A 15,647-nucleotide genomic window follows, 5' to 3' on the forward strand; every position below is an offset into this window, starting at 1 on the left:
TTAATTAAAATCGGAAGCTTTTTCATAGATTTACGCAAAAAAATTATATTTTAAAAATGATAACGCTTAAAAATTATATGCCGGGCCATCAGCTCTGCCATCCAAAAAATGCGGAGGGATTCCAAAAAAATAGCGTTTGATCCTACTTGCCTTTCTATTACAATGAAAGAAACGAGTCTTGGCCTTTCCGCAGCAAAGCGGGTTCCGTCAGGCACTTAAAGGATGCTGCAAATGAAAAAAAGTAAAGACCGGCTGCTGGTGTGGCTGAAGCTTCCGAAGATCCGCAGCCGTTTTTTTGCCGCGATGATCATGGTTTCACTGCCCCCGCTGTTTATTCTGGGGTATATCTCTCTGGACATCACCAAAGATACGCTTGTACAGAATCATATCCGCACCAATGAGGATCACCTGAAGACTTCCAGCGAAGTGGCGGATCTGCTGCTTGGAAATATTATTAATATGAACCGGATTATATTGTCCAGCAGTGAATTGAGAGAAGAAATAAGGCTGAGCGGAAACTCAGCGGACCGCAATCTGTCTGTACTTGATGTGAGGACGGCCAACAGGCTGCAGAATATCGTTGTCTCGAATCTGTTCGATCTGCAGAATATTGATTCCGTCTGCCTGTTCGACCGCAATTTCCGGTCCGTCTGCTATGGCCGTTCCGAGCAGGCCGGCAAGTACGGCTCGGATGAGACCAAAGGCCAGATCGCCGCTACCGACTGGTATCTGAAAGCCAGAAACGCTAACGGCAAGGAGGTGTTCTTCGGGTACAATGTCCTGGAAGACAATCCCGGGGAAGGGACGATTTCAAGTGTAAAGCTGCTGCGGGACCCTGACCGGTTAAGCGGGGAGAGCATTGGCCTTTTGATCATTAATATTAAGAACACTATTTTTCGCAAATCAATCAACGAAAGTGACGAAAGCGATTTCATAGTATTGGATAATGAAGGTTCGCAGGCACATTCGCCGATTATTTATGATCTGAAGCCGGAAATTACCGCGAACATCGGGATTACTCCGGCGGATGATGCCGGGAGTATATTTACGAAGCTGACCGCGGGCGGTTATATTTACAGCCAATACCGCAACAGCACAAGCGGATGGACTTTTGTCCATTTTGTAAGTATGAAAACGCTGATGAAGCAGTCCCAGCAGATCGCTACGATTACTATGCTGATTGCTGCTATTATCGCTGTTACGGCCCTGGTGGTTTCTTTTGTTGTCTCCGGTACGATTACGAAGCCGCTGCTGCAGCTAAAACGGATGATCAGCGACTGGGCTAAAGGTAATCCAAGCTCGGAGGCGGGTGAGGCCTTTACGGCGGACGAGGTCGGCGTCATCGGTGAGACCTTCCGCAGGGTGACTGCAGAATATCAGCTGCTGAGTGAGCGGCTGCTGCAGTCGCAGCTGAAGGAGAAGGAGGCGGAGCTAAGGTCGCTGCAGGCGCAGATCAAGCCCCATTTTCTCTACAATACGCTGGATTCTATCTACTGGATGTCGATGCTGGAGGAGAAAAATGACATTGCGCAGATGGCCCTCTCCTTATCGGAAAGCTTCAAACTGAGCCTCAACAAGGGCAAAGAAACGATACCGGTCTATAAAGAGCTGAAGCATATCGAGCATTATATGATTATCCAGAATCTGCGCTATGACAACCGGTTTGAATATGTGGAGCGGATTGAGCCGGAAGTGATGGGCTTTGAGATCATGAAGCTGCTGCTGCAGCCGCTGGTGGAGAATGCCATCTATCACGGGCTGGAGCCGAAGATCGGAAGAGGCACAGTATGCTTGACGGGAAAAAAGGACGGCGATTATCTCATCTTTACCGTGACTGACGACGGGGTCGGAATGGAAGACATCCAGAAGACGAAGCAGGGCTACGGGATGCGGAATGTGCAGGACCGGCTGCGGCTTTACTACGGCCCGTCCAGCTCTTTTTCGATCACCAGTCAGCCTGATGCCGGAACATCAATTGAACTGCGTTTTCCGTACGCAATGGTGAAGGGGGAGTAGATCATGCTCAAGGCGGTCGTATTTGATGATGAAAGTATTGTGCTAAAAGGTCTGGAGCGGCTGATCAACTGGGAGGAATACGGTGTGAAATTAGCCGGAACCGCCATGGACGGCATTTCCGCACTTGCCCTGTTCAGACAGCTCCAGCCGGAAATTGTGATGACGGATATCCGCATGCCGGGCATGGACGGCCTGAAGCTGATCGAACTGATCCGCCAGGAAGCGCCGGAGACGATGTGCATCGTATTCACGGGCTTCAATGAGTATTCTTATGTTAAGCAGGCATTGAAAATGGGCGTGATCGATTATCTGGAGAAGCCGGTGACGATTACTACGATCCGCGAGGGCATCCGTAAGGCGGTCCGGAGAATCCATGAGCTGAGTGAGCTGTCAGAGCTCAAGCAGAAGTGGAAGTCAGGTGTACTGGAAAAAGCGACCTTAAATCTGCTGCTCTCAGGTCCGAAGGCGGACCGGCAGATGCTGGAGGAATGGACACAGCAGTTTGGCGAAGCTGCCACACGGGTGCAGGGGGTAACGGTCATCACGGCTACGGAAGAAATCAATGTGCCGCAGCCGCATGATTGCCGGGTTATTTATGTGCGGAACGGCCCCGAGAATATCTATATGGTTGTACATATGGAGCCTCCGCCTGGGGGTTGGCTTGATGCGCCCGGTAATCAGCCGCAGGGCGCCTGCGGCTCCGGCCGGACCTACGAGGACCCCGGCAGCGCAGCCCTCAGCTATAATGAAGCGAAAAAAGCGCTGAAATACGGACTCTATCTGGAGGAGCGCGGCTGGACCTCTTATGAAGAGATCAGTGACGGGGGCGCTGAGGTTCACAGTTTTACGGATCAGGAGGAAGAGGTCTTTTTGGCAATGCGCAGGGCCGACCCGGAGATCGTGGCAGAGAAGCTGGATCAGCTGCTGGAGGAGCTCCGCCTGGAGAAACCGAATCCTGAGGATGCCGAGACACAAGTGCTGCTGCTGTATTTTCACGGACTGGAAATCTGCCGCGAGACCGGCGGCAATATGGAGGAGATTAAACCCCGGGTTAAGCTTGCCCAGCTGGAGCTGCGGAAGCAGGCTTCACTCGAAGAGCTGCTCCAGTGGACGCGGACAGAGCTGCTGGCTCTTATGAGCTGGATTGTCAAGGTCCGCCATCAGACCAAGCACGCGGCCGTAGAAAAAGCCCTCGGGTATATTCAGAGTCATTACGGGCGCGATCTGACCCAGCAGGAGGTAGCCGATCATATTCAGATGAACACGACGTATTTCAGCCTGCTTTTTAAAGAAGAGATGGGCATTTCCTATATTAAATATTTGACCAGAGTGAGAATGGAAAAAGCCAAATTGCTGCTCCAGGAGGGAAAAACCATCAACGACACCAGTGAGCAGGTGGGGTATTATCACGCCCGTCATTTCTCGGAAATTTTCAAAAGATATACCGGTATGACTCCGGGGCAATACCGTCTGTCGGGGAAAAGGGTATGAGGAGCGCTGCCGGATGGAGAGTTGTTACCGGACTTTTGGCAGTCTGCGTGCTTCTGTCAGCCTGCAGCCGGATGTCCAGCCAGCCGCCTTCCGGACAGGAGCCCGGGACGGCCATTCTGTTCCTGTCCGCCAATAAGGAGGGGGAAGGCAGCGCCCGCATTATCAGTGAGCTGAGCAAGGAATATCAGGCGGAGCATCCCGAAGTAGATTATAAATTTGAGTACGTCGCGGAAAGCGACCTGTACCAGCGCATCCAGCTGCTCGCTGCCAGCAATGACCTGCCGATGCTGTTTAATTACCAGTACGGCAAGCCGCTCAGCGACCTGATTCAGAGCCATGCAGTGCTTGAGCTTGAGCAGACCTTCAGGCAGCTCGGAATGTACGATCTGCTCAATCCGACTGCAGTTCAGCTCCTGAAGGGAAATGTAGGCGATACCGGCTTGTATGCGCTGCCGCTCGAAATGAATATAGAAGGCTTTTGGTACAATAAGGAGATTTTTGGGCGCTACGGACTCCATGAGCCGCAGACCTGGGAAGAGCTGCTGGACATTTCCCGTATTCTGAAACAGGAGGGCGTGCAGCCTTTCGCTGTTGCCGGTAAGGAGAAATGGCCGATTACCCGGCTGATCAACGCCTATATTATCCGTAAATACGGAGTGGACGCGATGGAAAAGGTCGACAGCGGACAGCTGGCGATTACCGATGCCGGGTTTGAGGAAGCGGTGCAGACCGTTCAAAATATGGGGCTGAAGGGATACTTCGGCGATGCGGTGAACACCATCAATATGGATACCTCTGTTGACATGTTCCTGAACGGTGAAACCGCCATGTTCTATATGGGCAGCTGGCAGCTGCGCGCCTTTAATGACGAGCTGCGGAACAGGATCGGCGCGGACCAAATCGGCTTTTTCAGCATCCCGCTGGTGCCGGGCGGGGCAGGCCGTCTCAATGAATATCCCGTAAATGCCGGATTAACCACTTCATTTTCAAGAGGGGGATACACCGATGAGGTCAGCGGCTGGATGCAGTATGTCTTCACCAGATACGGGGAGCGTGCGCTCAGCGAGCTGGGCATGGTCACCGGCTTCAAGGTGGACCCCATGCCGCAGAACCTGCCTTCCCTGACCCGGATGGTGCAGCAGAAAATCAACGAGGTCGAAAAGGGCGCCCTCTGGTTCGAAGCCCGCTTCAGCACCAAAGCCCAGACGTTGGCCTGGAACAACGCCCAGATCCTGATCACCAACCCGTCCTTCTCCCCCAGAGAGTACCTGAGCCAGCTTCAGGCTCAGTTTGATCGGGATAGGGAGGGGGAGTAGGATGGTTGGGAGTGAGGCTAAGAGGAGTAATAGAACGTATTGATGTTGCAGGAGAGTAAGAGTAAGAGTAAGAGTAAGAGTAAGAGTAAGAGTAAGAGTAAGAGTAGTGAGTATGGAGTGTAGTAATCGGGAGTGTTAGGTAACAGAGGGAGTGAAGGGAAGAAGGGAATTGAGGAGAAAGTTAGTGAGCGAGGGGGAGTAGGGGGAACTAGAGGTAGACTAGGATGCTGGGTCCTGGAAGTGGGGATTTAGATGTTGCGAGTCGTGAAGAGTAGCTGCATGTGTTATGGAGAGTGTTTAGGCGTTACTAAGTAACCAGAGGTTTGTAAGCTGCCGATAAGAATATAATGTACCAAAGCCTGCGGGATTAGACGCAGGCTTTTTGCTGTTTAAGCAACTATAGTACCTCTTCGAACTAAGTCGCTCCCAGCACACTTGGCAGATAGAGGGAAAAATCCCACTAACCAGGCCGAAGCGGGGCGCTCGAGGCGAAAATAGTGGGAAAAATCCCACAACTGAGCCCGAAGCGGGGCGCTTTAGGCGTGATTAGTGGGAAAAATCCCACTAACCAGGCCGAAGCGGGGCGCTCGAGGCGAAAATAGTGGGAAAAATCCCACAACTGAGCCTGAACTAGGCCGCTCGAGGCGTGATTAGAGGGAAAAATCCCACAACTGAGCCTGAAGCGGGGCGCTTTAGGCGTGATTAGAGGGAAAAATCCCACAACTGAGCCCGAAGCGTGGCGCTTTAGGCGTGATTAGTGGGAAAAATCCCACAACTGAGCTCGAACCGGGCCGCTCGAGGCGTAAATAGTGGGAAAAATCCCACAACTGAGCTCGAAGCGGGGTACTTTAGGCGTGATTAGTGGGAAAAATCCCACTAACCAGGCCGAAGCGGGGCGTTTTAGGCGTGATTAGTGGGAAAAATCCCACTAACCAGGCCGTATCAGGCCGCTCCAAGGGTCAGTAGTGGGAAAAATCCCACAACTGAGCCTGAAGCGGGCCGTTCGAGGCGAAAATAGTGGGAAAAATCCCACTACCACGCGGCCTGCCCATCCCTGTTTGCCCTACCCAAGGCGGGCCACCCACCAGGGAGTCCGCCATTTGCTTCCTGCTATCCCCCACAATCTAAATAAGATGAGCCAGGAAAATAATAAAAAGTGAGAAGAATCGGTGGGGGATTTTGGAACTGTAGGAGCGGAGCGTCCGCCTGAAAGCTTTTCGCAGAAAAGCTCACTTCGGAAGCATAAGCAGTCTGCGGATTTCTACCGCGAACAGCGGTCTAAATCAAAGAAATCTGCAGATAACAGCGGCCGGAAGTCCAAATATTCACCGCATGACGCCGAGCTTTAGATTGATCTCCGAGCGCATCTTACTTATAACACCTCCTCCCCTGAAAAATAAGGACATTTTACAAAAAAAGCAGCGCTTATGAGCGCCCGAGAAACCCCTTACAATTACAAGTGTAAGCAAGCACAACCTACATTCGATTAGGGGGATACAGGAATGAATAACTGGACAGTGCGCATCAGGGGAGTAGCTTTGGCGGCTGCCTTTACAATGGCTTTGACGGGCTGCGGTAACGGAAATAATGCCGGTAACAACGCGGGAGCAGAAGCGACGACAGCACCGGCAGAATCAACTCCGGCGGCTGCAGAGTCAGGTACTAACACAACAGCGGGCAGTGAACCAGTCACGCTCAATATGCTGGTGTCGGGTACAAAAGCAGCGGAAGGAGCAGACTTCGAGCTGGATACCCTGCCTAAGCTGGTCAAAGAGAAGTTCCCGAACGTTACGCTGGAGGTACAGAAACTCCCGGATGAGCAGTATTACACTTCGGTAAAAGCTAAGCTGGCGACCGGCGAAGGCCCGGATATTTTCCTCGTGTTCCCGAACATGGCTAATATGGGTGCGATTGAAGTGGCAAAAGCAGGCTACGCCGCCGACCTGTCCGACCTCAGCTTCTGGGACCGGATCAGTACTTCCGCTGCCAACGACATGAGCTATGATGGCAAAAAATATGCCGTCGCCAAAGGAATGGACATCCTCGGCACCTACTACAACAAGTCCCTGTTCGAGGAGGCAGGCATTACTGAAGTTCCGAAGGACTGGACCGGCTTCCTGGCGGCAGCAGAGCAGCTGAAGGCGGCGGGCATCACCCCGATCGTCATGGGCGACAAGGACCCGTGGGTGATCCAGTTCGGAATGTACCAGCTGGCGGCGAACAGTGTGTACCCGGCCGATGCTGATTTTGACAAAAAGCTGCAGACCGGTGAAACAACGCTGACAGACTCCAAGTGGGTGAACACGGTTAACCAGTACAAAGAGCTGTATGACAAAGGTTATGTGAACAAAGGCTCGCTCGGCATGGCCAGCGCACAGGCGCTGCAGCAGTTTGTTGACGGCAAGGCGGCGATGATTTTTACAGGTACGTGGGATCTGCCAGCGATTTCTGCTGAGGGCGCAGCCCAGTTCGAACGCGGTTTCTTCGCCCTCCCGGGCAATCAGGCCGGACAGCCGGTATATGCATCTGCCGCGACAGCTGCAGGGTATGCGATCAACGCCGGCTCCAAAAACCTCGACACCGCCAAGCAGGTATTCGAGTATCTGTACGCAGAGGATTCCCCGCTTTTCCAGGCCTGGGTGGATGCCAACTCGTCGATCAGCGTGTTTAACGGCGTAACGCTCAAGAACGAGATTTTCAAGGACGTTCTGGATGAAATTCAGGCTACCGGACATGCGTTTTATTTTCCGAATCAGATGTGGCCTGCCGGCGTGAGCGATGTGATGCAATCCAAGTTCTCCGAAATCATCGGCGGCAAAAAGACTACAGCTGAGGAAGTAACCAAAGCGATGCAGGATAAATACACCGAGTTGTTCAAGCAATAGAATCACCAGTCATCATGGGGGGGCGCTGGTCCCCCTTGGTGCAACTTACACCGGAAAGGGAAGAAGCAACATGAACAATTCCGTGATGAAAAAAACGCTGTACCTCTTTGCGGTACCGGCCCTGCTGTTTTATTGTCTTTTTTGGATTTTCCCCATCTTCAAACTGTTTCAGTACAGCATCACAGACTATAACGGTTACGTTCAGAACTTCAACTATGTGGGGCTGGACAATTTCAAGACGCTTTTTCATGAGGAAATTCTCGGACTTTCCATTAAAAACACCCTAATCTACACCCTGATCACCGTCGTTCTCGGCAATATCATTGCGCTTGCACTAGCTCTGCTGTTAAATGCGAATATTCGAGCAAAAGGCCTGTACCGTTCGGCATTCTATATTCCAACTCTGTTCAGTGCGATTGTTGTGGGGTTTATTTGGAGCTATGTGTATATGCCGGATGAAGGGATGATTGCTTCTTTATTTCATACACTTGGAATCGACTGGATCGATACGAATTTTCTCGGGAGCTACTCCAAAGCGCTGTATTCCATTATCGGCGTAGATATTTGGAAAAATATCGGGACCAGCACGATCATCTTTTTGGCCGGATTGCAGACTGTACCGGAAGATATGCTGGAGGCGGGCAGAATTGACGGGGCGGGGCGCTGGCAGCTGATCCGTTTCCTGAAAATCCCGATGCTGGCCACCTCCATCACCATTAACGTAACACTCAGCGTCATCAACGGCCTCAAGGCATTTGACTATCCGTTCATCATGACCAACGGCGGTCCGGGCACTTCAACTAACACCTTAATTTACGCTATGTACAAAATGGCGTTCACCGACCAGCTGTTCGGCAAAGCGTCGGCGCTCGGCATCATATCTTTTGCGATTATTATCGTCATCACCGGAATATTCGTAGTTACCCTGAACAAACGGGAGGTCTCAGCGTGAGTACTTCATCTATGGGCAAAAAAGCCCTGACCCACCTCGCCATTGCGGCGCTGGTTATTATCAATCTGATCCCGCTGCTGATCGTCTTATCCGGGTCACTGCGTTCGCCCAAAAATATGACCAACCCGCTGAGCCTGTTCAGTGAATTCACCTTAGCCAGCTACAAGATCGCCTTCACGCGGATGAACTTTCCTATAGCGTTATGGAACAGCGTGGTGCTGACGGCAGTATCCGTCATCTTTGTGGTGCTGCTGGCGGCGATGGCCTCGTATCCACTGGCGCGGATTAACAGTAAACTCAGCAAGTTTCTGTATCTGTTTTTCCTCTCGGGGCTGGTTGTGCCGGGACAGATGGTGCTTATTCCGATCATCCAGATGATCAAGTCGCTGGGCATCCCGATGACCCAATACACGCCGATCCTGATGTTCATAACGTGCAGCCTTCCGTTCTCCACCTTCCTGTACACGGGCTTTGTCCGCAGCAGTGTGCCGGTTGAGTTGGAGGAGGCTGCCCACATCGACGGGGCCGGAACACTCCGCAGATACTGGCAGATTGTTTTCCCGCTGCTGCTTCCGGTAACAGTATCGGTTGTCATCACACAAGGCGTGTGGATCTGGAATGACTACTTCTTCAACATGGTCTTTATCACAAAAGCCTCCGCCTCACCGCTGCCTGTTGCCATGCTCGGCTTCCTTGGGGACCAGCAGAATCCGGCACAGTGGAACGTATTGTTTGCTGCTTGTATCCTGTGCGTACTGCCGCTGCTGATCGCGTTCTTGGCGCTGCAGAAGTATTTCGTCGGCGGTTTGACGGTGGGTTCGGTGAAGGGCTAAGGGGAGAGAGTGCGCTGACTGTTGTCTCAAAGCAGTGCTCCAAGACGGCCGGTGATAAAAAGGCAGCTAATCCTGTGCGCTGCCTGACCAGCAGGGCTGATGTTAGCTGCAAGGGGAGTTGCTGATCCTGCTCGGCAGTTAATTCCAGCAAGGCTAATATAAGCACGAGGGGAGCTGTTATCCTGCCGGAACGCTAACGGACCGTAGCGCCGTTATTTGCCCAAAAGCGTGGGTTTCAGCAGGCTAACGGACACCAGCGCTCTTATTGCCCTCCCAAGCGGCCTATTTCGGCTTAATCTGGAGATTTAACGCCTCTGGTGTCCGTTAGCAGGTAGATAAGCCGATTTTTTAAGAAACAAGCGCAGCTGAGTCCGTTAGAATCTCTGGCCTTCCCGTGTGGGGAGGCCATTTTTTTGGTTGTAGCAGAGTTGCTGCTAAACGGCGGGGGCGCTGGTGCTGCTATTCCGTCAGCCAGCTTTCCTTTTGCCATCCAGTAACCAAAATTTGCGGAGTAAAGCAGAAAAATGTGTAGCTTATCCGCCTTTTAGTAAGCGGTTACAATGATGGAGAATTCTTAAATGAACCGAAAAGGAGCTGTGACATGAGTCGAGTATGGAAAAAAGCATTCTTCAAAAAAGCGGCGGTCTTGAGCCTGGCTGCGGCACTGCTGATACCGGCAGGTACAGTATCGCTGCCGCTTCAGGCAGCGGCGGAGGACGTAGCAGCAGTTACCTTCCAGCGTGATGTAACGAACAAGCCGGTTTTTGACGGCGTGCCGGGTCATCTGAAGGCCTTTGTGGAGCTGGTGCTTGCAGATATGAGCAATGACGATCTGATCTACTACACCGACCAGAAAAGCGCCGGCAATGCCCGCACCATAGCCGGAGGGTACGAGCTGCCCGGTACGGCGGCCGGAGGTGTTGACCGTGTAATGGGCGTCAGCACCGATATGCCGTCCATGCTGGCCCTGGGCCAGAGCTGGAACAAGGAGCTGGTTAATGAGGTCGGCACAGTCATCGGCAATGAGCGGCGCGGCGAGGTAGCCAGCACCAATCCCAATACGCTGATGTTCTCGGCCGTATCCGATCTGCGGACCAATCCGCTCAGCGGCCGGTTTGAGGAAGGGTATGCCGAAGATCCGGTGCTTGCCGGCTCGATGGTCAGTGCCATGTCGGAAGGAATTACCGGCTACGGGGAGGCCGGCAATGAGGACGGCTTCTGGCTGAAGGTGCAGCTCGGCACCAAGCACTTCACGAACTACATCGCCCAGTGGTTCAGACAGAGCGGCCAGTTCTCGGCAAGTGCGCGTGCGCTGAACGAATACCAGAATAAAAGCTTCCTCGCACCGCTGGAAGCCGGTCTCGTCCAAAGCATCATGACAACCTACGGGCGGACGAACGGGGTGCCAAACCATATCTCGCCTAACATTATCCGGGCAAGCAATGCCAATCCGTACAGTATGATGCCGGTCGGCGATTTTATTTTTGCCGATCAGAATATGACTAACGGCTTCAACAACGGATACCAGAATTATACCGATGCGGACGGTAAGGCTGCGCTGCTGCTGCTTAGCGGCAACCATGCCAATGCCAATGGATCGACGCAGGCTAACCTCAAAAATGCCATCGCGAACGGCACGTTCGGCGTCACCCGTACGGACCTGGAGAACGGCGTGCGCGGCCAGATTGAAATGTGGGTCCGCACCGGTTACTTCAATGCCAAGAATGCTGACGGTACGCCGGTGCTGTACCCGTTCACGCAGCTGGCCAAGGATAAGAGCCCGCAGGATTCAACGCTTACGGACAGCCAGGCGGTTGCGCTTGAAGCAGCGCGCGAAAGTGTAGTCCTGCTGAAGAATGACAATGGCCTGCTGCCGCTTGCGGGGTCGAGCGATGTGGCCGTGACCGGGCTGTTCGCCGATACCCGGTTCAAGGCAACCTACTCCGTCTCGAAGACACCGGCGCTGCCGGATGCCGGCCTCTCCCCGCTGGGAGCGATCCGTGAGGCTGCCGGTGCGGAGCATGTAACCTACGGGACGGGTGCTCCAATTGTTGCCTTCGAGTCTGTGGCGAACGGCAAGACCGTCACGGCAGCCACGTATGCGGCCGGTGCACAGCTGACTGCTTCCTTTACCGCTCCGGCTTCAGTAACGGCGGCTACCTATACAGCAGCTTCACCGGTTACAGAGGATGCTGTTACAGTAACAGAAAACGTGTATACGTATCAGGCCGGAGGAAAGTTTTATACGGATGCACAGGCCTTTGAAGCCTATGCCTGGGGGCAGGGCGGATACAGCTTCCTGTCGCTGGCGAACGGCAAGTGGATGAAGGATGTCACGAGCGGCAGCAGCCGGACGGTACAGAATAACGATGCCACCAAGCTGAATCTGGTGGAGAATCCGTTCTCGAATGTTGCGGATGCCAGCACGCTTCCCGGCCGGTTCCGCCATGAGGTAAATGCAGACGGCACGGTATCCCTGATTGCCGGAACCTACACGGAAAGCTTCGCCGGCGGGTTCGAAACGGTGTATTATACCGGCGGGCGATTTGTTACACTCGGCGCAACAGAAGGGCTGGAGCTGTCGGCAGCTCCGCTGGCGAACAAAGCTGGAGCTGCGGCGCGTACAGACAGCCAGAAGTACCGTGAGGTCGTGCTCAAGAAAGCGGGAGCGGATGCACAGGTCTGGGCGGCTGACAACGATTATGCCGTAGTTGTGGTCGGTACCCCGGCCCGTCACAGCGCCGGAGAAGGCGCCGACCGGTCGGATCTGAACCTGGGAGAGGATCAATACAAGATCGTATCCGAGGTGGCGAAATCTTTCCCCAAGAAGACCATCGTCATCGTCAAGGCCAATGCTCCGGTCAACATGAAGGAGATCCAGAACAATGAGAATGTGGCCGCGATTCTGTATCAGCCGTATGCCGGCCAGTATGACAGCAAGGCGCTGGCTGAAGTATTGTACGGCGATTATGCGCCGACAGGGCGCCTGACCTCCACCTGGTATGCGGGTACGGAGTCCTTCCCGGCGCTGAGCAGATATTCCCTGCCGGAAGGCGTTGCCGCTCCAACAACTCTTGCAGAAATTGATCCGCGTTTTACAGCGGACATGACGAATGGTGATCCGCTCGACAGTAAAATGACTTATATGTACACCGATGCAGAGGTAACCTATCCGTTTGGTTACGGGCTAGGCTACAGCAGCTTCAGCTATTCGAATCTTAAAGTTCCGGCAGGTGTAAGCGGGGATCAGCCGTTTACCGTAAGCGTTGACGTTACGAATACTGGAACTGTTGACACCTCGGAGGTTGTACAGCTGTACATCAAGCACAATGCGTCCTCCTACGGCGGACATACACCGAAGAAACAGCTGGTCTCCTATGCAAAAGCGGACATTGCCGCCGGCGCGACCCGGACGGTGCGGCTGACAGTCAAGCCGTCAGATTTTGCCGTCTGGGATGTTAACCGCAATGAGTATGTAACAGAGGCCGGCAGCTATACGCTGATGGCCGGTACATCTTCGGATGCTGTGCTGCTGGATACAGTATTCGCCTACAGCGGAGAGGGCATCGCAGTGCTTGCAGCAACTGAAGCTCCGGTGAACGTATTTGATCACAGCTTCGCATCCAGGGATGTTGTATACCGCGAGGTTTCGAAGCTGCGCACAGCCGACGGGCTGAAGGCGAAGCTGTCCGAAAACGGCTATTATGCGGTAATGTCCAAGAACAGTAATGCCTGGACAGCCCTGAATAAAGTCGATCTGACCGGCGTGAACGGAATCACGCTGCGGGGAGCCTCTGTCAATGCAAGCTCGGTCATCGAGGTAAGGGCAGATTCTCCGAATGGAACACGGCTGGCGGTATTGACCTTTGACCAGACCAAGGCGGCCACCCGCGATGTTCCCGGCAGCACCTTCAAAGTAATCGAGCTGGATTACACAGAGGTTACGGAGAGCTTCCTGACCAGTACCTCCGGCATACATGACCTGTACCTTGTGTTCAAAAACCCGGACATCCGGGTGGACAGTATCCAGCTGCATGGAACAGCACCCGAGCCTGAGCCTGCCTATCCTGGCGGCACAGGCAGTGTACAGACCCCTGTAACCCAGAACCCTGCTGCCGGCAGCACCGGTACGGAAGAGACCGGCAGTACGCCTCCGTCTCCGGTTCCTGCTCAATCCCTGTTCAAGGATGTAGGTGATAACTTCTCCTGGGCAGCGGAAGCCATTAACAAGCTGGCGGCTGCAGGCATTATTAAGGGAACGGCTGCAGACACCTTTGAACCGGGCAAGCCGATCACCCGTGCGGATGTTGTCCTGCTGCTTGTGCGTGCCTTCAGCCTGCAGGGCGGGACGGCGGCGGCTTCCTTTACGGATGTGAAGCCTGACGCTTATTATGCTGAAGCGCTGGCAACTGCCAAGAGCCTGGGAATTACCGAAGGGGACGGCGGCCGGTTTAACCCGCAGGGCCAGATCAGCAGGCAGGATTTGTTCGTGCTGATCATGCGGACGCTGAAGTCAACAGGCAAGCTGGACGTGACCGGAACAGCTGCCGACCTGGCAGGCTACCGCGATGCTGCACAGGTGTCCGGCTATGCTGCGGAAGCTGTAGCTACGCTGGTGAAGGCCGGTCTTGTTAAGGGAGACGGCACAGGCCTGAATCCGAGGGGAACGGCAACCCGGGCAGAGGCGGCGACTATTTTGTATAGAATAATGAACAGCTTATAAACCGTTGTCGGGAGTGCCGGCAAGCCATAAAACGGCTTGTGCGGCACTCTTTTTCTGATAAAGAAGAAAGGTGAGGGCTGGTGCAGAAACGCAGGCGCCGGATCAGGTTTATTGGAGCAATCCACCGAATGACCCAAGAAATCGCGTAGTCCTAAATTCATACCCGGTGACTTGCCTGCTCATTAGCTCATACTAAGGATTCATTTTCCGCAAACAACCACAATAAATGCTTTGATCCTGCCCTAACAAGGCTTAGAATACTATCTATCAGATGGATGATCATCGCGATCCGGCACGTCTGTGCAATTAAGGTAAAGAAGGCGGGGGCGAGTCCATACATGTCGCTTGAGGCATATGATATTTTTATCGGAAAAAAGCTAACCAGCAATATTTACAGCACTGCAGGCATCCTTTTAATCGCGAAGGATACGGTGCTGCTTCAGAACCATATCGATAAGCTGGCCAATTTCAGAATCAAGCTCAGGGTTGTGGAGGAGGCGGTCGAAGATACCGGCGGTGAGCAGCAGCAGCCTGAAGCCGGGGATCCCCCGGAACCTGAAAGGCTCCGCCCTTCAAGCATTGAATCACGCAGACAGGCCAAGCACACGGAAAAGCATCTGCAGGAAATCGACCGGCTTGTGCGGGCTAACGGCATCGTGCCGATTGATGATGTTGAGGAGAAGATTCTTCCTTTCATTAAAGATACTGCGAAGCGGTTTAATCTGTTTCAGGTGTTCTCGGAGCTTAAGGAGCAGGAGGATTACCGCTATAAGCAGAGCATAGGTGTTGCGGTCATCGCTACTTCACTTGGCCGGCGGCTTGGACTGGATGATGAAGAAATGGAGCTGCTGGCAACCGCCGCCTGTGTCTATGACATTGGTTTGGTCAGGCTGCCATCCTCACTGACCGCTAAACCGGGCAGACTGGAGCAGCATGAGTTCGAGATCATGAAGCAGCATACGGTGCTCGGACATGAGCTGCTGTCCAATTCGGCTGTTGATCCCCGTATTGCCCTGGTTGCCCTGCAGCATCACGAGAGGGAAGACGGCAGCGGCTACCCCCACGGGATCAAAGGTGACCAGATCGACCGGCTGAGTAAAATCGTCACCCTGGCTGACATTTACATGGCCATGATTTCCGACCGGCCGCACAGGCCTGCGGTTTCTTTTTTTGAAGTCATCAATATTATTCATGAAGGTATCATACATAACCGTTTTGACTCTTTTATCGGCATGACCTTTCTCGATTCGCTGCTGGCCAGCCAGGTCGGCTGCGCCGTTCATTTATCGGACGGAAGAACAGGCACCATTGTGCTGACTAATGCGAATTACCCTACCCGGCCGCTCGTTGCCCTGGCGTATAATGAGTTCCTTGATTTAAGTAAAACGAGCCTGGTGCATATCAGGGATGTTATCGGATAAGACGGGGAGC

Annotated in this window: 8 protein-coding genes; all 8 read left to right on the forward strand. The window is 53.4% G+C overall.

Annotated features, from left to right (window positions below):
- The first annotated feature begins 231 nt into the window (after positions 1 to 231).
- The 8 genes from NST84_RS07350 to NST84_RS07385 all read left to right on the forward strand — a co-directional run bounded on the left by NST84_RS07350 (position 232) and on the right by NST84_RS07385 (position 15,637).
- A complete protein-coding gene (locus NST84_RS07350; protein WP_342564953.1) occupies positions 232 to 2,016 on the forward strand; it encodes a histidine kinase in 1,785 nt (594 codons plus the stop codon).
- A gap of 3 nt (positions 2,017 to 2,019) precedes the next feature.
- Positions 2,020 to 3,507, forward strand: coding sequence for a response regulator (locus NST84_RS07355; RefSeq protein WP_342564954.1), 1,488 nt, complete (start codon positions 2,020 to 2,022; stop codon positions 3,505 to 3,507).
- A complete protein-coding gene (locus tag NST84_RS07360; protein WP_342564955.1) occupies positions 3,504 to 4,823 on the forward strand; it encodes an extracellular solute-binding protein in 1,320 nt (439 codons plus the stop codon). The genes NST84_RS07355 and NST84_RS07360 overlap by 4 nt, the downstream gene beginning before the upstream one ends.
- 1,502 nt (positions 4,824 to 6,325) lie before the next feature.
- On the forward strand, positions 6,326 to 7,708 hold the full coding sequence (locus NST84_RS07365) for an extracellular solute-binding protein (protein WP_342564956.1): 1,383 nt from the start codon (positions 6,326 to 6,328) through the stop codon (positions 7,706 to 7,708).
- 85 nt (positions 7,709 to 7,793) lie between these two features.
- Positions 7,794 to 8,660 (forward strand): sugar ABC transporter permease, encoded by an 867-nt coding sequence (locus NST84_RS07370; RefSeq protein WP_342564957.1) that lies wholly within the window; start codon positions 7,794 to 7,796, stop codon positions 8,658 to 8,660.
- Positions 8,657 to 9,493 (forward strand): carbohydrate ABC transporter permease, encoded by an 837-nt coding sequence (locus NST84_RS07375; protein WP_342564958.1) that lies wholly within the window; start codon positions 8,657 to 8,659, stop codon positions 9,491 to 9,493. Before NST84_RS07370 ends, NST84_RS07375 begins: the two co-directional genes overlap by 4 nt.
- 601 nt (positions 9,494 to 10,094) lie before the next feature.
- On the forward strand, positions 10,095 to 14,216 hold the full coding sequence (locus tag NST84_RS07380; RefSeq protein WP_342564959.1) for a glycoside hydrolase family 3 C-terminal domain-containing protein: 4,122 nt from the start codon (positions 10,095 to 10,097) through the stop codon (positions 14,214 to 14,216).
- Positions 14,217 to 14,554: 338 nt separating this feature from the next.
- Positions 14,555 to 15,637, forward strand: coding sequence for an HD domain-containing phosphohydrolase (locus tag NST84_RS07385; protein WP_342564960.1), 1,083 nt, complete (start codon positions 14,555 to 14,557; stop codon positions 15,635 to 15,637).
- Positions 15,638 to 15,647 lie beyond the last annotated feature (10 nt).

It is taken from the genome of Paenibacillus sp. FSL R7-0345 (assembly GCF_038595055.1).
Taxonomy (GTDB): Bacteria; Bacillota; Bacilli; order Paenibacillales; family Paenibacillaceae; genus Paenibacillus_AQ.